This is a genomic window from Streptomyces sp. R33 (genome assembly GCF_041200175.1).
GTDB lineage: Bacteria > Actinomycetota > Actinomycetes > Streptomycetales > Streptomycetaceae > Streptomyces > Streptomyces katrae_B.
In genome coordinates, this window is record NZ_CP165727.1 from 5439208 (window position 1) to 5456786 (window position 17579).

Annotated in this window: 15 protein-coding genes; 7 read left to right on the forward strand and 8 right to left on the reverse strand. The window is 70.0% G+C overall.

From position 1 onward, the window contains the following. Positions 1–94 precede the first annotated feature (94 nt). Positions 95–868 carry a DUF6339 family protein gene (locus AB5J51_RS24945; RefSeq protein ID WP_369778676.1) on the forward strand — a complete coding sequence of 258 codons (774 nt, stop codon included), beginning with the start codon at positions 95–97 and terminating at the stop codon, positions 866–868. A 19-nt stretch (positions 869–887) separates the two neighbouring features. Here AB5J51_RS24945 and AB5J51_RS24950 read toward each other — a convergent pair whose 3' ends face one another. From AB5J51_RS24950 to AB5J51_RS24975, 6 genes are all read right to left on the reverse strand, one after another. Next, positions 888–2180: a DNA cytosine methyltransferase gene (locus AB5J51_RS24950; RefSeq protein ID WP_369778677.1), complete on the reverse strand. Its 1293-nt coding sequence runs from the start codon at positions 2178–2180 to the stop codon at positions 888–890. A gap of 65 nt (positions 2181–2245) precedes the next feature. Then, positions 2246–3208 carry a DNA cytosine methyltransferase gene (locus tag AB5J51_RS24955; RefSeq protein WP_369780309.1) on the reverse strand — a complete coding sequence of 321 codons (963 nt, stop codon included), beginning with the start codon at positions 3206–3208 and terminating at the stop codon, positions 2246–2248. A gap of 62 nt (positions 3209–3270) precedes the next feature. After that, positions 3271–6228 (reverse strand): Z1 domain-containing protein, encoded by a 2958-nt coding sequence (locus AB5J51_RS24960; RefSeq protein ID WP_369778678.1) that lies wholly within the window; start codon positions 6226–6228, stop codon positions 3271–3273. Between the two features lie 16 nt (positions 6229–6244). After that, positions 6245–7225 carry a PD-(D/E)XK motif protein gene (locus AB5J51_RS24965; RefSeq protein WP_369778679.1) on the reverse strand — a complete coding sequence of 327 codons (981 nt, stop codon included), beginning with the start codon at positions 7223–7225 and terminating at the stop codon, positions 6245–6247. Beyond that, on the reverse strand, positions 7218–8750 hold the full coding sequence (locus AB5J51_RS24970; protein ID WP_369778680.1) for an ATP-binding protein: 1533 nt from the start codon (positions 8748–8750) through the stop codon (positions 7218–7220). The genes AB5J51_RS24965 and AB5J51_RS24970 overlap by 8 nt, the downstream gene beginning before the upstream one ends. A 108-nt stretch (positions 8751–8858) precedes the next feature. Then, positions 8859–9854, reverse strand: coding sequence for an SEC-C domain-containing protein (locus AB5J51_RS24975; RefSeq protein ID WP_369778681.1), 996 nt, complete (start codon positions 9852–9854; stop codon positions 8859–8861). Between the two features lie 56 nt (positions 9855–9910). Here AB5J51_RS24975 and AB5J51_RS24980 point away from each other — a divergent pair, with 56 nt between their 5' ends. The 4 genes from AB5J51_RS24980 to AB5J51_RS24995 all read left to right on the forward strand — a co-directional run bounded on the left by AB5J51_RS24980 (position 9911) and on the right by AB5J51_RS24995 (position 12875). Continuing rightward, positions 9911–10714 carry a class E sortase gene (locus AB5J51_RS24980; RefSeq protein WP_369778682.1) on the forward strand — a complete coding sequence of 268 codons (804 nt, stop codon included), beginning with the start codon at positions 9911–9913 and terminating at the stop codon, positions 10712–10714. 58 nt (positions 10715–10772) lie between these two features. Further along, the gene (locus AB5J51_RS24985) at positions 10773–11111 is read left to right on the forward strand and encodes a DUF6412 domain-containing protein (protein ID WP_369778683.1); all 339 of its coding nucleotides are present in this window, start codon (positions 10773–10775) and stop codon (positions 11109–11111) included. A 104-nt stretch (positions 11112–11215) separates the two neighbouring features. Continuing rightward, positions 11216–11896 carry a YidC/Oxa1 family membrane protein insertase gene (locus tag AB5J51_RS24990; protein ID WP_369778684.1) on the forward strand — a complete coding sequence of 227 codons (681 nt, stop codon included), beginning with the start codon at positions 11216–11218 and terminating at the stop codon, positions 11894–11896. Between the two features lie 121 nt (positions 11897–12017). After that, entirely contained in the window at positions 12018–12875 is an 858-nt protein-coding gene (locus tag AB5J51_RS24995; protein ID WP_133897942.1) for a fumarylacetoacetate hydrolase family protein, read from the forward strand. Positions 12876–12999: 124 nt separating this feature from the next. Here AB5J51_RS24995 and AB5J51_RS25000 read toward each other — a convergent pair whose 3' ends face one another. Together AB5J51_RS25000 and AB5J51_RS25005 are read right to left on the reverse strand one after the other, a co-directional pair. Beyond that, positions 13000–14208: a hypothetical protein gene (locus AB5J51_RS25000; RefSeq protein ID WP_369778685.1), complete on the reverse strand. Its 1209-nt coding sequence runs from the start codon at positions 14206–14208 to the stop codon at positions 13000–13002. An 81-nt stretch (positions 14209–14289) separates the two neighbouring features. Then, positions 14290–15396, reverse strand: a complete 1107-nt coding sequence (locus AB5J51_RS25005; protein ID WP_369778686.1) for a Gfo/Idh/MocA family oxidoreductase — start codon at positions 15394–15396, stop codon at positions 14290–14292. A 41-nt stretch (positions 15397–15437) separates the two neighbouring features. Between AB5J51_RS25005 and AB5J51_RS25010 the strand changes: the two genes are divergently transcribed. Next, complete coding sequence (locus AB5J51_RS25010; protein WP_369778687.1) at positions 15438–16541, forward strand: ROK family transcriptional regulator; 1104 nt, start codon at positions 15438–15440, stop codon at positions 16539–16541. Positions 16542–16811: 270 nt separating this feature from the next. Then, the gene (locus tag AB5J51_RS25015) at positions 16812–17552 is read left to right on the forward strand and encodes a hypothetical protein (protein WP_369778688.1); all 741 of its coding nucleotides are present in this window, start codon (positions 16812–16814) and stop codon (positions 17550–17552) included. Positions 17553–17579 lie beyond the last annotated feature (27 nt).

The following is a 17579-nucleotide window of genomic DNA, read 5'->3' on the forward strand; positions in this document are numbered from 1 at the left end:
GGTGGTGCGGACTGGGCAACAGCGGCCTCCGCAGGTCGCGCTCCGCCGGGAATCGGAGGCTCTGGGAAGCGCCCGACGTTGGCAGGCAGAGCCGGTGCGAGAGCTGGTCGACAAAGCCATGGAGCGCTTTGATGTGCGGCGAACCGAGGCCGACGGCTGGCTGGCCCCGCGCCTGCACGCGACCTTGCGCATGACGCGCGCGGAGGCCGCCGACAGCCGCCTGTGGAATTTCCTCGCGATGGTCGTGGCCCCCGACTACGTGGTCTGGCGCCATCGGGGTGCAGACTCCGACGAAGAGCGGGGAACAGTGCCGACGGCTCGCTTCCGTGGAGCGCACTACACGCAGGCGTTCTCGCGTCTGTGGTGGGCGGCGGAGCTGTTCCGCAACGGTTCCGACTACGGCCCGGTGGAGGGCGTGTGCCGGGTCCAGGACTTTCTCCAGACCACCATGCGCATGGACGTGGTCGACCACAGGCCGACGGCCCAGGCGATGCTCAGGGTCATCGAAGGCCGCCTCGCGAAGGGGGTCACGCGCCCCGGGGACCAGGTCAACGCCCTTTCCGCAGCCGTCAACGCGGCGGGAAGCACTCTGGTGTACGACGTGTTGGCGCCGGACGAGGCACCGGACACCGATGCCCTGAGGGACTGGATCGACGACTCGGAGCACGCTCCACCGGTGCCCTGGGACACCCTGCCCGCCGGGCCGGACGACGGACGGGTGCTCAGCGGCTCGATCGACGATCTGATCCCGATTTTCGAGCGGCTCCTCGATGAGGCGCCGCTGCGCGACAGGTCGAGGCGGAGGGGTGTCCCGGCGGCCCGCCTTCCCGAAGGCGTGTCGCTGGTGAAGGCGACCGACGGACACTGACTGCCGGGTCCCCGGCAGATCAGTCCTGATCCGCGAGGAATCGGTGGATGGACTCGGCCAGCGCCCGGCCGAGTCCGACGGGCACGGCGTTGCCGATCTGCCGCGCGATGTCCGTTTTCGTCCCGAACCACTTGAACCCCTCGGGGAAGCCCTGAATCAGCGCCGCCTCGTAGTGGGTGATGGGACGGGGTTCCCGGGGATGCAGATAGCGTCCCTTCTCCGGCTTGTAGAACTCGGTGCGAATGGTGACCGAGGGCGAGCTCACCCGAAGACGCCCCATTACATCGCCCGAGCCGGAATTGTGCTTGTCCCAGCTTTCCGTGGAGAGGTAGTGCTCCGGGCTCCTCAGGCGTCGATATCCGGGCTCGGTGGAGAGTACGATTTCGTTCTTTCCGTTGAGTCTGTAGTGAATCCCTCGGAGGTTCTTGCGATTCCCGCCCGGCGGGATCGCCGCGTACCGCGCCCTGGAGAGTTCGACCGGATTGCGTCCGAAATGAAGATCAGGCGTGAGGTAGTGGCCGGGTACGCCGTGCGCGAGCGGGGCCTCTCCCTCGCGAGGTTCGCGGAGATCGGTCTTGATCGGAAGCTTTTCGGACCTCTGGAAGATCCCTTCCACCGAAACCCAGCGGGGCTTGCGCGATCCGTCGCCGTCGGCCCGGAAGAGCGCAGCCTGTCCGTCGTCGTCGGCGGCCTCGGGCTCGTATCCGTTCTTGTCGTGGGTCGTCTCGGGATGGTGGAGCGGCGTCTTGTAGTCCTTGTGTGTGCAGATGACTATGACCCGCTTGCGGGCCTGGGGAACACCGTAGTCGGCAGCATTCAGAAGGGCCGGAATCACGGTGTAGTCGTGCAACGGGTGTCCGGGGGTGTTGGAGGCGGCGCAGAGATCCCGGTACTGCGCTGATTTCAGGAACCGGTCGACGTTCTCGATGACGAACAGCTTGGGGTGGACCTTGGAAACGACACGGACGTATTCCTGCCAGAGATCGTTGCGCGGATCGTTGGGATCTTCCTTGCCGAGACCGGAGAAGCCTTGGCAGGGCGGACCGCCCATGATCACGTCGACCTGCCCCTTGAAGGGCGTGGGGTCGAACCGCGCGATGTCGCCGGGGTAGACGTGGGCCCCGCCGAAATTGGCCGCGTAGGTCGACGCGGCGGCCGCGTCGAACTCGACGGCAGCGACGGAGGTGAACGGGTTCTCCCCCAATTTCGGCGTATATGATCCAAAACCGGCAGAAAACCCGCCAGCCCCGGCGAACAGATCCATCACCTTGATCTGTCCGGATTGTGATGTGGGGGGCTGCGTGCTGGTCATGAGGGCCAAGTGTAGTCACCGTCAACGGCTGTGATCGTGGGCTCGTCGGAGCCCGGAGCGAAGACTCAGGCGCGGAGTGCTGCGGCGATCGCCGCGCCCAAGGCGTGCCCCACGGGCGGAGGTGACGCGTGTCCGATTTGGCGATATCGGGCCGTTTTGCGTCCGGCGAACGTCCAGGCTTCGGGGAACGACTGCAAAATGGCCGCCTGTTCCACCGTGAGCGCCGGCATGCCCTTTCGTCCCAGGGCGGGATCCCATACGAAGGACGCGTCCGGAACGTCGTCGGCCACGGTGCCGCCGTCGATGCCCATGCGAGCCCATGCCTTCTTTGTTCCCTTCGGGCCGAGGTCGCCACCACCGCGGTTCCACGACCCTCCGACGAGGGTGCGGGCCGGCTCGTTCGCCTGTCGGGCCCATCGTTCGGCCTCCGGCCAGCCGCGGGCTCGCATCGAAGGGCCCAGCGCCTCGCCGACCGTTCGATGGTGCTCCACGGTCGGCGCAGGCTCCACGAACGCGTCCAGCGCATCGCCCTTGAAGGCGACCAGGATCCCCTGGAGGCGAACCTGAGGCACCCCGAAATCGGCGGCGTTGAGCACGAACCACCGGTGCCGGTACCTGAGGTGGCTCAGCTCCTCGGCGAGGTGATCACGGAGGGGTCGGTACTCCGGCCTGGTCACCAGGTGCGGAACGTTTTCAAGGAGCACCGCTCGCGGCTGTACTCCGTGCAGCAGCAGCACGGTTGCCTCGAGCAGCCTGGCCTCGGCATCGCTGTCCCTCCGGTTGACGGAGGCCGTTGCCTTGACCCGGGGGAGCCCGGCAGACAACAGGTCGACGTCATACGTCTGGGTGTGCTCGGACGGATCGAAGGACAGCAAATCCGTCTCGTGTACGTCCCACTGTGGCCGGTTCAGCCGCAGTGTCTCGCAGGCGACGTCCCGGTTGTCGAGAACGATCACCGGATCGAATCCGGCTCGCTCGAGCCCGAGTGCCAGGCCCCCCGCCCCGGAGCACACATCGAGGGAGCGCAATCGCTCCCCTCCTGACTCGTTCACTTCGCCCCCGGTGATCTCCGTAGAACCCTGCGTGGAGATCAACCGTGGTTGATCTCCGTGACGTCGATGATCGCATCGGCGGTCGGGGAGATCGTCGTGAATTGGACAACCTGGCCGTTTGCGCTGCGGGCGGCGGCCGGAGCCACGAACGAGAAAGCCAACACGACCTTGCCCGGATCGATGCGCTCGCCGTCGAACGCATCTCGGTGGAGGCGCTCCACAATCGGATAGAGGACCAGCGCCCCCCTCCGCTCCGCGACCAGAGACTCCGTCGTCGGGTCACCGGAGTGGCCCAGTGCACCGGCGATGCGATGAGCCACCCCGCGGTGCTTCCTGTCGCTGACAGCGCCGAAGAGGCCGTGGCGGTCCCGTCGGCGGTCCCGCTCGAACCAGGAGTACCGACGCCCCTCCGTGCCGAGCCTCAAGGCCTTCCCGTGGGCACCTGCGTGCTGTGGCGCGAGCACCACCCAGTCCTCGACGAGACCCTTCTTCGTGATCTCCTCGATGTAGCGCAGATGCGGGGAGAAGTGCCGGGGGTGCTCCCATTCCAGGCGGCCGAGGACCGACAGCAGGCCGTCGGCAGGAAGCGTTCCGGTCAGCGCGCGGTAACGGTGGACCGTGTTCTCCTCCGTGAAGTGGTACGCGTATGTGCTCGCCTCTTGGTCGAGAGACTCGAGCACCGGCACCCACAGCTCGGTGTTGCGAACAAGGGAGGCCTTCTTCTGCGGGTAGGCCGTCGGCTCCTCCCATCGCCCGGCGGACCGCACCAGCTCCAGGCGCGCGTTGTACATCTTGTTCGGGCTCGTCGGCTTCAGCCACGGGAGGTGTTGCGACACCAGAGGCGGAACCTGCGCCGGAGTGATCTGCGGGTACCCGTCCACCAGCACTGCATAGCGTTCCAGTTCGCCCCGGAACGACTCCTCGTCCAGGCACAGGGCATGGAACGCGGCGTACAGGTCGATCTCCTTGTCGCCCATGGCCTCGCTGCGTCCGAGGTAGAGACGGACCAGGTCACGGTAGCCGCGGCGGAAGCCGAACCAGCGGCCCATCTGCATCAGAGACGATGCGTTTCCGGCCCGCCGTCGGAAGTAGGAGACGGTGAGCCCTTCCACGGTGAATCCGCGAGCGAGCAGCTGGCCGCCGATGAGGATCTTCCAGATCGGCCGCTTGTCGAAGTCGGCTTCGCCGGTCTCCAGATCCTTGTCACCGTTGACGACGATGACCGGATTGCCGTCCCTGCCGATGCGCATGGCCGCGACACCGACGAAGGGCATCAGCTCCTCGTATGTCGCGGGCACGGCGTGGCCGTCGGCGCGTACGGCGGACACCGGCGCGATATCGGTCTCGAACAGCTTGCGGAGGCGGGCGTGACCGCGGGGGCCGGTGTACCCCGCGTTGTCCCAGAGGCCGAGGATCCTGTCGTGCAGCTCTCTGTGGTTGTTCGTGCGCACGGACTCGTGGACCAGCATGGTGTGGTGCTCGAAGTGGCCGTCCTCGAGCCCGTCCACGCGTTCCCGATACAGCTTCACGGCGGCCGTGAGGACGAACATGTCCATGGCCTCCTGAAGGCACGTGTCGTCGTCATCGGCGTCGGCGCCGATGACACGGACATGTGCCTTCTCGTTGGAGTTGGCGAAGGTGCGCTCGCCCGGCTCCAGTGCCGAGTCCAGGTCGTGGAAGTCACGAGCGCCCATGTACCCGGCCGGGCGCGGCAGAGAGAGGATGAAATCCTTGGGGAAGATGTCCTCGGTGTCGCTCGGATCCACGAAGACGTTGGCGAACGGGGTTGCCGTGTAGCCCACGTACTGGGAGCGCGGGAGCATCTTCAGAAGTTTCGCGATCTGTTCGTTGATGGCACTCCGCTTCTCCACCTCCGGCTTGGTCGTATTGACGGACGCCTCGTCCGACTCGTCGTCGATGATCAGGACGGGGATCTGATCAAGTGGAGTCTTGATCTTGCCGAGGTCCTTGACCAGCTTCGCGAGCACGGTCTTGTTCTTCTTCACGACCATGAGCCGCGCTGCGCAACCATGGAGGTTCTCGGGGTCGTACAGAGGCCGACCGGGCTTGTGCTTGTGGAACTCCAGCGCGGTGATGCCCTGGAGCAGGCTCTTGTAGTCGTTGTCGCGCGTGGTCATCCGGACGATGTCGAACGCACCGAGGGCCGACGGAAGATCCCCGAAGCCGAGGAACCGGCCCTCCCGCCAGGCCGGGTCGTCGGCATAGTCCGACTCCGATTCGGTGCTGCCGTGTAGGATGTTCTCCCGGCCCACGAGCTCCATGTCCAGCCGCCGCTGGGTCTGGGCCCGGAGCGTGTTGATGGTGCCGCCGAGGACAATCACGAGGCGGTACCCGGCGTCGAACGCCTTCGCGATCACGCCGGTGAAGTTAGCCGTCTTGCCCGACTGGACGTAGCCCACGACGAGCCCCTTGGACTGGTAGGCCTCCTCGCCGGTCGGATCGGAGAGCCGCTCGACCACCCGGTCGGTGGCGGTGTCCAGATCTGCGACGGCCTGTGCGGGCCAACCCTTGTCTGTGAGCAGCCGGCGATATGCCGGCCAGTAGTAAGAACGGCTGCGCTGCGACTCCGGGGTGTACCAGGGTCTGAAGGTGTCGCTGATGACCACAGGACCCGCGGCCTTCACCACTGGGATGAGCTCGTCGAGGAGGGTGCACGTGACGCGCTCGATCCTCAGCAGACCGTAGACCTCCGCCCGCCGTTCGTCGGTGCGCGGTGAGGTCGTGGACCAGACGGGCGCCTCGGCGTAGTCCCACGTGGTGAGTTGGCGGCGCCAGAGTTCGACCAATCGGTCCGTGGCGTGGGCCGACGACAGAGCCGTTTGGAAATCGGCCTCGGTGGCATGCGCCTCCGCTTCCGGAGCCATGTCGTCGACCTGATAGGCGAGCGCCTTTTCGAGGCTTTTCGGCCGGCTGCCGTCCAGGTCGGCCAATACGGCGCAGTGCAATTCGAGTCGCAGCTCGTAGGGGGTGGTCATCGCGGTCCTCGGTTCGTCACGGCAGACGGAAGTCGGTCAGGTCGACCGGAGCCCCTGGCGCGGGGGACAGGTGATTCAGGCGTATGCGGTAGTCGACCGACAGGATGTGATCACGTACGTCCGCCGGCAGCATCGCCTGGGTCAGACGCGGAATCCTGTCGGCGGGGACGAGAAGCGGGTCGCCGCGCAGGGTCCACCGTTCGTCGTCCTGCTCGGTCGGGCTCCAACCGGATCGATCGATCGCGGCTTCGAGGCGTGCACCGGCGATGTGGCTCACGGCGTGGGTGTCCCGGATGACGGCGGCCACTGACTCGCCCAGGGTCCGGCCGCCGGCGCCGCCACGGGTCACCTGCAGGGAAGCCAGCCACAGCGGGCGTCCGGGCGATTCCTCGAGCTGGCGAATGCCGTGCACGGTGTGCTGGCGGTCCTCGGACGAGGTCGTTTTCACTTCCACGTCCGAATCGGGCAGACCGAAGTCGTGCTGTTCCCCCCGCGACCCGGTCCAGGCGTCGACCGCACTCTCCCAGCCCCGCGCACGAGCCACCGCGCGCAGCACCGCCAGTTCGCCGTGCAGGCCGATGCGTCGTTCGGCTCCGAGTCCGCGGGGCCGATGAAGGAGCCCGGCCCAGGCGTCTACGGTCTCGTCCAGTGCCCGTCCCAGGTCGCGGTCGCCGGTGACGACTCGATCGGCGACCGCCATCAGGAGATCGTGGAAGTCGCGCATGAGCTCGGACTGGGTCGTGCGAACGCGGGCCATCCGCTTGCCGCGGTGGGCCACCTGGTCGATCGTGATCGACGGCAGGGGAGACCGTGGCGGCGACTGGTCCCGGCCCAGCTCGACGTAGAGAGAGATCCCGTGGCCACCGTCGCCTATCTCGTAGGAGACCAGTCGCTCCGACCTGGGCGGCGACAGGGGGTAGCTGGTCCCCTGCCGTATGCCGAGATAGTGCTCGACGGTCGACCAGGCGAGCTGCGGGAACGCTGTCGGGTCACTCATCGTCGGCCATGCGCTCCAGCTCGGCGCGTGCTGCGGCGACCAGGATGGACTGCCACAGCTGGAGGTTGTCCTTCTCCCGCGAGCCGCTGTATTCCTTCTCGAAAACCTGGTGCAGGAGCAGGAACATCAGCGACTTGACCGTCGGGGCGTCGTTGAGCCCACCTCGTCGCCCACCGAGCACCGCGGAACGGTAGTGCTGGTTCAGCACGATGACCCGATCCTCGCGATCGATGTCGAAGAAGTTCCCGTTGTCGAGCTTCTGCCAGCGGACGGAGATGGGCTCCTCGCCGTGCATCACGGGGAGCTCATCCTCCATGGCCTCGCGCAGTGAGGGGTCGAATCCCTTTCCCGGTCCGATCACTGCCTTGCGTGTCGTGCCCGCCCTCCTCCGAGCCTCGCGGTACACGGCATCGGCGGCGCCGATGTACTCGGTGAAACGGCGCCCCTCCGTGTCGACCGCCTCGTTCAGGGCGTCTGCGAATTCCGGGGAGGTGTCGACTCCCTCCTTCTTCACAGTGAGCCGAAAGACGTCGGCTGCCGTGTCGGGCAGGTCGACGGCCACGCGCGCAAGCGAGAGGTACTGGTCGGGCTGCCGGAAGTTGTTCCAGCCGCCTGCCTGGACCAGGCGGTTGTGGCGGTAGAAGTAGAACCCCTGACGGTCCAGCACGGAGCCGACCGCCTTGTACTCGTCCAGGGTGGATTTTGCGGGCCAGACATGCGCGTGGAGGGGCACGTCCCCCACTGAAGGAATCGTGGCGGTGAACGTCTTCGGGTATTCGGGGTGCCCGACCTTGGGGTATCCGAAGGGGTCCAGCGGGTCGACTCCGAAGTTCATGTACTCGAGGCCGGTGTTGACGTCCTCCACGGCGATCGTGATGTTGAAGTCGTCGCGGGCGAGAAAGCGGTGGAGGCAAAGCCCCAGCTGCAGCCCCAGTCGATTGATCGTGCGATGCAGATATCGGTCGGTTTGTCCGCCCCCGCCGTGTTGGGGAAAGTTCTTCACCCCGTCCCAGCGGATGACCGTGCCCTGCCAGACGATCGGCCGCTCGGAGTAGCGGTCGATCAGCGTCTGTGCGTAGCTCGGGTCGACGATGTCGCACTGGTAGCCGTTCACGGCGCGCTCCATGAGCCACCGCCGTCCCACCGCTCGGGTGCGACGCGTCTTGGTCACGACGGTGACCGCGGAGGCATGGCTCAACGAGGCCGATTTCAGACCTGTTCCGAACATGCCCAAGGCCTTCGCGTCGTAGTCGCGCCGGCCCCCGACCGTCATGGCGACGTCGAGTTCCTCCTCGGTCATGCCCTTGCCGTCATCGATCACGAGCAGACTCACGAGCCGGTCGGCATCACGCAGGAAGTGGATTACTACGTCCTTTGCGCCGGCGTCGATCGAGTTGTCGACCAGGTCTGCGATCGCCGCCTCGAATCCGTATCCCTGGCTGCTCAGCGCCTCCATGTAGCGGGCATCCGGAGGAAGGTGCTTGGTTCCGTTGGTCGGTACCTCGAACTGCCAACGATCGGTCATTTCCTGCCCTGAAGTCGATCTGTGTCTGGCATGAGCGTAGTGCTCATGCCAGACCGTCGACAGGGGGAAATGGCGAACGGTCACCCGCCGGTCGCCGAGAGCGCACACTCAGGTGCCGTGGCACTCCGAGTAGGGCTTGCCCGAGGTGCACCAGCAGGGGGACGTGGGGGTGGGGGGCCAGGGGGTGGCCTTGCCGCGGGCTGCCAGGGTCGTGGCGTACTCCGGGAGGAGGGACGGGGAGGCCGGGGAGGTCTTCTCCGATGCCGCGAAGGCCTCGTACGAGGGGACGCTCGCCGTCACGATGCCGAGGTTCGTCGTGCCCGAGGCGGCCAGGGCGCGCAGGGACGTCTCGATCTCCCGCAGGTGGGCCTCGTGCGAGGGGTACTCCGCCGACAGCGTCGGGTACGAGGTGAGGAGTTCGGCCAGTTCGCGGGCGGGCCAGTGGAGGATCGCCACCGGGAACGGGCGGGACAGGGCCGCACGGCGGTCGCCCAGTTCGGCGCGGAGGCGGGCGATCTCGGCGCGGAGCTCGGCCGGGTCGTCGGAGCCGAGGGCCCAGATGCGCTTCGGGTCGTGGAGTTCGTCCAGCGGGATCGGGCCGATGTGGCGGGTGTCGGCGACCATGTCCCAGTCGTCGTGCGGGAGTCCGAGGAGGCGGCGGACCCGGTGGCGTCCCGTCAGGAGGGCCGTGGTGGCCGGGGTCAGGGGCGCGCTCTCCGTGATCAGGAGCGTGGCCGCCTGGGTGAAGCACTCGTCCGAGGCGGTCAACTCGTCGTGGGCCTCAAGGGCTTCCGCGATGACCTCCCAGGGGGCGGGGTCCGCGGGGGCCGCCGCGCGGATGCCCTGGATGAGGGCGCGGGCCTCGGGCTCGTGGCCGTACTCCCACAGGTTCGCGGCCTGAAGGGCCTTGATCAGGTGGGGGTCGGCGGGTGAGGCGGCGAGGAGCTGGTCGTACAGCGCGCTGGCGCGGTCCCGGGCGTCACCCAGTTCGAGGTGGGCCGCGGCCTGGAGGAGCAAAGGCTCCTGGTCCTCGGGGTAACGGGTCGCCGTGCGGATGAGGCGCTCGGCTTCGGCGATGTGCTCGGCAGGCGTGTCAGGGCGCATGGTTCACACCGTACTGCGGCTGGTCTGTTGACGGGGGAGGTCTTAAGGTGCGGCCCGTGCGGGATCACATGCGTGTGGTGGTGCAGGGGGGCGGGCGGGGCTCTCGCCGGGCCGGCCTCGCCGGGGTGCTGTGGGGCGCCGCCGAACTGGCCGTCACCGTGGGCGTGGTGGTGTTGTTGCTGGTGGTGCACCAGGTGTGGTGGACCAACCGGCAGGCCCTCGCCGCCGCGCACGAGCAGGTCCGGGAGCTGGAGAGGGAGTGGACCCTCCCCGCCGATGTGGATTCCGATCCCTCCGCGGCTGCGGTGCCTTCCGTGGCGCCTTCTGATTCTGCTACCGCCTCCACTGCTGCGTCCGGGGCGCCCGGCGCCTCCGCCGCGCCGGCCCCGCCCGTTGCCAGGCCTGCGCCGGCGCCGCCGCAGGAATCGGCGTACGGGGTGCTGCGCATCCCGCGGCTCGGTGTCGCCGTGCCCGTCGCGCAGGGGGTCGACAAGCGGGCCGTGCTGGACAAGGGGTACGCCGGGCACTACCCGGGGACCGCGCAGCCCGGGGCGCAGGGGAACTTCGCGCTCGCAGGGCACCGCAACACCCACGGCGAGCCGTTCCGGTACATCAACCGGCTGCGGGCCGGGGACGAGCTGATCGTCGATGTACGGGGGCGGCGGTACACGTACGTGGTGGGCAAGATCCTGGCGGAGACCAGCGAGCGGGACACCGGGGTGATCGCGCCCGTGCCGCGCAGCACGGTCCGGCCGGAGTACGGGTACGGCGAGCCGGGGGCGTACATCACGCTCACCACCTGCACTCCCGAGTACACCTCCAAATATCGGCTCGTGGTGTGGGGAACTTTGAGGGGATAGCCCGCGTCCTTGTATGTAGCGAGTAGTGAGTACAGATCTTGGGAGGGGGGCGGACGGTATGGCTCGGCGTGATCATGGGCGGCTCGTGATGCCGCTGCTGATGTCCTTCCTGATGTCCCTGCTCCTGCTCGCCGGGCTTCTCGGGTTCCTCGGGCTGTTCGCCGGGGAGGGCGGGCTGCGCGGGCTCGGGGCAGTCGTGGTCGCGCTCGCCGCCACCGTCGCCGTGGGTGCCGCGGCCCTCGCCGCCCGGCTGGTACGGCCCGTGCCGCCCCACCGCATACGCACCGCGATACGTGATCGTGAGCAGCGCACGGCGTTCCTGCCGCAGCGTGATCCCGATGCCTCGGGCCGGTCGCGGCCCAGGGCGCCCGGTCGTCTCGTCCTGACGGCCACGTAGGGGCACCTGCTCCATTCCTGTTGGTCTGCCGTCGTGCCCCTCGTGGTCGTCGCGCCGAAATGCAGTTCTTTTTCGACGTTGACGAGACCCCTCGGAGGGCCCGCGTGTCCGTTTTCACCTCTCTTGTTGTCGAGCTGGGCCGGTTCCTGGAGCCGGTACTGGCCGAGTCCGCGACCGCTGCCGCGATCGTGCTGTTCACCGTGCTCGTACGGCTCGTCCTGCATCCGCTGAACCGGGCCGCGTTCCGCGGTGCGACCCCGGTGGCCGGCTGTCTGCCCGTACTGCTCCAGCTGCCGGTGTTCTTCCTCATGTACCAGGCCTTCTCCTCGTCCGGGGAGCTGCTGGGCCACCGGCTGTTCGCCGCCCCGCTCGGGGCCAGGTGGAGCGATGCCCTCGGGGACGGTGGCTTCCTCGGGGCGCAGGGGCTTGTCTTCCTCGGGCTGTTCGCCGCCATTGCGGCGGTCGCCGCGTGGAGCGCCGTACGGGGGCGGCGTACGGCCGCCCTGGCTGCTGCGGCGGCGGCTTCGGCTCCGGTGGCGGCCGTAGCCCGGGCGAAGGGCAAGTCCGGGGTCGCCGCCGAGGTGAGCGCCGAGCAGCAGGAGATGCTGCGCAAGCTGGGCGGCGTACTGCCGCTGCTGTCGTTCGGGACGCTGATCACTGCGGCGGTTGTGCCGCTGGCCGCCGGGCTGTACCTGGTGACCACCACCGCATGGTCCGTGGCGGAGCGGGCCTGGCTCCAGTACCGCAAGGAGGCGGCCGAGGAGCGCGAGCGTTCCAGTCTGTGAACAGGGTCTTGCGGATTGGGCGGCCATCTTGGAGGATCAACCAATTCTCCGATGGCCGCAACCCATCGGCAGGCCTGTGCTCGCCCATGGGCCGACCACCCACGACCACGGGAGAATGCCCATGAAGCTGCTGCGTGTCGGACCGGTCGGAGCGGAGCGTCCCGCGCTGCTCGACCAGGACGGGACCCTGCGCGACCTTTCCGGCCTGATCACGGATGTGGACGGCGCCCTGCTCGCCGACGACTCCGTGCTGTCCCGGGTACGGGACGCGGCGGCGGCCGGCGCGCTCCCGGTGCTGGACGCGGAGGGCCTGCGGATCGGTGCGCCGGTGGGCAGGATCGGCAAGATCGTGGGCATCGGGCTGAACTACTTCGGGCACGCGGCCGAGATCGGTGCGGAGCCGCCGGCCGAGCCCATCCTGTTCCTCAAGGCCGCGGACACCGTGGTCGGCCCGGACGACACCGTGCTGATCCCGCGCGGCAGCGTGAAGACCGACTGGGAGGCCGAGCTCGGCGTCGTCATCGGCGCCGCCGCCCGCTACCTGTCCTCCGCAGCGGAGGGCCTGGCGCACGTGGGCGGATACACGCTGGTCAACGACGTCTCGGAGCGCGAGTTCCAGATCGAGCGCGGCGGCACCTGGGACAAGGGCAAGAACTGCGAGACGTTCACCCCGCTGGGACCGTGGCTGGTCACCGCCGACGAGGTCGAGGACCCGCAGGTCCTGGACGTGAAGTTGTGGGTCAACGGCGAGCTCAAGCAGGACGGAAACACCGCCGACCAGATCTTCCCGGTCGGCGAGGTCGTCCGGTACCTGAGCCAGTTCATGACCCTTTACCCGGGTGATGTCATCGTCACCGGCACCCCGGCGGGCGTGGCCATGGGCCAGCCGGAGCCGAAGCCGTACCTGCGCGCCGGTGACGTCGTGGAGCTGGAGATCGAGGGCCTCGGGCGTCAGCGCCAGGAGTTCAAGAGCGCGTAGCCGCGAGCGGGCGGGCGAAGCGGGACGGCGAGCGAAGCGGGAGGGGGGCCGCCTTTGGCGGTCCCCCTCCCATCCGGTCACATCCGGATGATGCGTGCGTGCGTGCGTACGCAGTGCCGGTCGGTCAGTCCTTCGAGGACCTGCGGCGACGGCGGCCGGCGAAGACCAGGCCCGCGCCCGCGCCGAGCGCCGCGGCGCCGCCGCCCGCGATCAGGGCGGTCTGGGTGCCCGTGCTCGCGAGCGCTCCGGACCCGCCCGCCGCGGTGAGGTGGGTGGTGCCGTTCGCCGTCGTGCCGGTGGCCACCGTTTGCCGGACGCTGCCGTCCTTGCCCGCGTCCGTCTTGCCGGTCTGCGCGTCGGCGGCGGCCTTGTCCTTGTCGCGTGCCGTGAACTGCCCGGTCTTCAGGAACTCGACGCGGTCCGCGGGCGTGCCGTTGATCGCGATGATCGCGGCCTTCTTCAGCTCCGGGCCGGCCTTGTTGAGCATCGCCCAGATCAGGACCATGTTGTCGTCGTCGCGCAGTTCGTGCTGCGTGGTCGTCACGAACGTGCGCAGCTCGGCCGGGGTCGGGTTCCCCTTCAGGAGGTTGACGATGCCCTCCTTGAGGCCCGGCCCCGCGCCGTCGAGCATCGCGAACAGCGCCACCCGGTCGTCCACCGCCCGGATCTTGTGCTGCCCGTGCGCGACGAACTCGCGGACCTCCTCGGGCGTCCCGCTGTCCAGCAGCCGGTTGACCGCCTCGGTGATCCCGCGGCCGGCCCCGCCCAGCATTCGCGCCAGCTCGACCCTGTCGTCCCCGAAGCGGGCCGTGTGCTGGCCGTTCTTGAGGAACTCGGTCAGCGCGGCCTGGGTGTCCGCCTTCAGGGCGGCCTTGCCGGCCTTCTGTACGGCCGGGCCGCCGACGCTGATGATCTGCGAGACCCGTACCCGGTCGTCGGTGAACTGCTCGCGGGCCCACTCCACCTCGAGGAACTTCCGCATGTCCGCGGCCGATCCCTTGAGCGCCTTCCCGGCCGCCTCGCGTACGCCCGGCCCGCTCGCCGGGTCCGCGAGGATCGCCTGGATGGCGGCCCGGTCCTTCGCAGCCTGGGGGCCCTCGGCCGGGTTCTCGGCCGGCTTGTCCGCCGGCTTGTCCGCGGGCTTGTCCTCCGGCTTCGCCGCCGGCCTGTCCGCGGGCCGCCCCGCCGGTTCGTCCGCGGCCTGGTCCGGCACGGTCGGAGCGGCCGGTGCGCCGGGCGCCGGGGAGCCGGCGGCGAAGGCCGGAGACGCGAGCAGGACGGCCGGGGCCATCGCAGCGGTGGCGACGACCGATGCGATCCGGGGCAGCTTCACAGACAGGTTCCGTTCTTCACACATGTGATGATCTACAACCTGTGCAGGATAGATGGCCTTTGCACCTCAAACGGTTCGTTTTCAAGGCATGGCGGCACCCAGCTCCACGGTCACCCCGTCCCGGGACGAGATCCGCGCCGCCTCCAGCACCGCCAGGCACTGCGCCGCCTCGTGCGCGCTGACCGGCGCCGGGCCGCCCTCGCGCAGGGCCGCCGCCACCGCCGCGTAGTACGCGGGGTAGTCGCCCGGCACGGTCGGCACCGGGGTCCCGCCGCCGGTCAGCGGAGACTCGCCGGAGCCCACCCGGCCCCACAGGTGCTCGGGCTCCTCGCCCCACGGGGTCTCCCCGACGCCCGGCCGCTGCCCGTCGCGCAGGGCCGCCTCCTGCGGGTCCAGCCCGTACTTCACGTAGCCCGCGCGGGAGCCCAGCACACGGAAGCGCGGACCCAGCTGCGCGGTCGTGGCGCTGACGTAGAAGTGGGAACGGACGCCGTTCGCATGCGTGACGGCGACGAAGGTGTCGTCGTCCGCCTCGGCGCCGGGGCGGCGTACGTCGGTCTCCGCGTACACGCGCACGGCCGGGCCGAACAGCACCAGCGCCTGGTCGACGACATGGCTGCCGAGGTCGTACAGCAGGCCGCCGACCTCCTCCGGGGCCCCGGACTCGCGCCAGCCGCCCTTGAGCTGCGGGCGCCACCGCTCGAACCGGGACTCGAAGCGCTGGATCTCGCCGAGTTCGCCGTCGGCCAGGAGGCGGCGCAGGGTGAGGAAGTCGTTGTCCCAGCGGCGGTTCTGGAACACGGACAGGAACGTGCCGGTCTTGTCGGCGAGGGCGGCGAGTGCGCGGGCCTCGGCGGCGGTGGCGGCGAGCGGCTTGTCCACGACGACCGGGACGCCGGCGTTGAGCGCGGCGGTCGCGAGCGGGACGTGGGTCTTGTTGGGGGAGGCGACGACGATCAGGTCGAGGGCCGGGGTGAGGTCCCAGAGCTCCTGCGCGGAGCCGACGATCCGGACGTCGGGGTACGCCTCGCGCGCCCGGGCCTGCCGGCCGGGGTCCGAGGTGACGACCGTGTCGAGGACGAGGCCGTCCGTGGCCGAGACGAGCGGCGCGTGGAAGACGGAGCCGGCGAGTCCGTAGCCGACGAGGCCGACGCGGAGGGGGGCGGAGGGGGAGGTGGTGGCGGTCATGGCTCCTACTTTGGCAACAGCGTTGCCTAAGTGCAAGGAGGGTGGACAATGGAGAGGTGGACCGGGAGAGCAAGGGCAACGGAAGCGGCGTGAACCTACCGGCGCTGCGCGGGCACAACGACGCGCTGGTGCTGGGCCTGCTGCGCGAGGCGGGCATCGAAGGCCTCAGCCGCGCCGACCTCGCGGCCCTCACACGTCTCACCCCGCAGGCCGTCAGCAAGATCGCGGCGCGGCTGCGGGCGGAGGGGCTGGTCACCGAAGCCGGGCGCGGCGAGTCCACCGGGGGCAAGCCGCGGACGCTGCTCCGGCTGGTCTCGGGTGCCCGGCACGCCGTCGGCGTCCACGCGGACCGCGACGAGCTGCGGGCGGTGCGGGTGGACATTGCGGGCACGGTCGTCGACCGGCTCCGAGGCCCCCTGGACTTCGGGGCCGGACCGGAGGCCACCGCGGAGGAGGTCGTACGCGCCGTGATCCGGCTGTGCGGGGAGGCGGGGACGCGGTCCCTGCTGGGCGTGGGCGTCGCCGCGCCGGGGCCGCTGGACTGGCAGGCGGGCGTACTCGGGCGGGTGACGGGACACCCCGACTGGGAGGGGTTCCCGCTGCGGCAGGCGGTGGCGGAGCGGCTCGGAGCCGACGCCCCGCCGGTGGTGCTGGACAAGGACACCAGCGCGGGCGCCGCCGCCCCCGGCCGCCGTGCCTTCGAAACCTCGCTCTACCTGCACCTGAGCACCGGCCTGGGGGCCGGGCTCCGGCTCAACGGCGAGGTCTACCGGGGGGAGCGGTCCGCGGCCGGGGAGTTCGGACACCAGGTCCTGAGCCTGGACGGGCCGCCCTGCCGGTGCGGAGGCCGCGGCTGCGCGGAGGTGCTCTGCCTCGCGGCGGTGGCCCGCGGCGACCTCCCGCAGGCAGCGCGGATCCTGGGCGAGGGCGCTGCGAACGTGGTCGCGCTGCTGGACGTGGACCGGGTGTGGCTCGGGGGGCGGGTGGTGGACTCCGCCCCGGAGGTTTTCACGCAGGGCGTCCGCCGCGTCCTGGCGGCCCGCACCCTGGGCGGCCCGATTCCGGAGGTCGCCGCGTCCGAGGACGGCGTCGCCGAGGGCGCGGCGGAACTGGCCCTGGCCCCGCTGTTCGGCCGCGTGCGCTGAGGCTCCATCGCCCGGCGCGGCGCGCGGTGTGCGGTGCCCGGCGCGATCCGCAGCCTTCCACGGGGGCGCCCGGCGGCTGGTGCGCCGCCGGCGGCGAGCCCGTGGGGGCGGTGACCCGGCCCGGTGGGCCGATCAGGCGTAAGCGCGGGGCGGGGTGGCGTGGCGGGGGGAGGGGGGTGTGGGGGCATGGGAGGGTGCGGGGAGGCCGGGGTGATTGTCGCCTCGTCCGACCATCCTCCCGTCCGGCGAGCAGCGAAGCGAAGGTCTTCCATGCGACTGCGCAAAGCCCTTGCCCTCTCCGCCGCCCTGGTCGCCGTCGCCCTCTGCGCGCCGAACTCCGCCGCGGACATCGGCAACGGCGGCGGCGCGCACCCCGCGCCCGCGCTGCCGTCCCGGATCGAGGCCACCTGCGGCGACGGGAAGAGCACCGCCTTCCCCATCGGTGCGCGGATCCGCGGCGGCCCGGCCGTGTACCGGGCCGGCGGCGGGCCGCAGACCTGGTTCCTGGACCTCACGAACACGACGAACTCCGAATGCACCGCCATCCACCCCGTCGTGGTGTTCACGGACAAGGCCCGCGCCCTGCTCCCCGCCCACTTCCGGATGGAGTTCGAGGCCCCCGGCGGGACCTTCCCCGTCAGCCTCGAGCGGAGTGACCGCGACGAGATCATCGCCGTCTTCGACGGGGGCGAGGCCTTCTCCGGCTTCGCCGTGCGCGGCGGAGGCTCGCTGACCGTCACGGTCCGCCTGTCCTTCGCGCCCGGCACCCCCGCCGGCGAGGTCGTCGCCGACGCCGCCCTCGTGCAGCGGCGGGCCGACGACGGCGACTGGGTCGGCGAGGCCGGCGGCTACCGGTTCTCCGTCGAGGGGCCGGAGGGGGAGAGGGGCGAGGCCGGATCCCTCGCCCACACAGGCCCCCGCGACTGGGCGTTCGCCGGCGGCGCGGCGGCCGCCCTCGCCGCTGGCGGCGGCCTCCTGCTGACGGCCCGCCGACTGCGTACCCCCGCGTAGCCCGGCCGCCGCCCCCGTACCCCGTCG

Excerpts from the sequence above, each read along its gene's own strand:
- AB5J51_RS24950 (WP_369778677.1), bottom strand. The coding sequence starts at position 2,180 with ATGACCAGCACGCAGCCCCCCACATCACAATCCGGACAGATCAAGGTG.
- AB5J51_RS24960 (WP_369778678.1), bottom strand. The coding sequence starts at position 6,228 with ATGACCACCCCCTACGAGCTGCGACTCGAATTGCACTGCGCCGTATTG.
- AB5J51_RS24965 (WP_369778679.1), bottom strand. The coding sequence starts at position 7,225 with ATGAGTGACCCGACAGCGTTCCCGCAGCTCGCCTGGTCGACCGTCGAG.
- AB5J51_RS24970 (WP_369778680.1), bottom strand. The coding sequence starts at position 8,750 with ATGACCGATCGTTGGCAGTTCGAGGTACCGACCAACGGAACCAAGCAC.
- AB5J51_RS24975 (WP_369778681.1), bottom strand. The coding sequence starts at position 9,854 with ATGCGCCCTGACACGCCTGCCGAGCACATCGCCGAAGCCGAGCGCCTC.
- AB5J51_RS24985 (WP_369778683.1), top strand. The coding sequence starts at position 10,773 with ATGGCTCGGCGTGATCATGGGCGGCTCGTGATGCCGCTGCTGATGTCC.
- AB5J51_RS24995 (WP_133897942.1), top strand. The coding sequence starts at position 12,018 with ATGAAGCTGCTGCGTGTCGGACCGGTCGGAGCGGAGCGTCCCGCGCTG.
- AB5J51_RS25005 (WP_369778686.1), bottom strand. The coding sequence starts at position 15,396 with ATGACCGCCACCACCTCCCCCTCCGCCCCCCTCCGCGTCGGCCTCGTC.
- AB5J51_RS25015 (WP_369778688.1), top strand. The coding sequence starts at position 16,812 with ATGCGACTGCGCAAAGCCCTTGCCCTCTCCGCCGCCCTGGTCGCCGTC.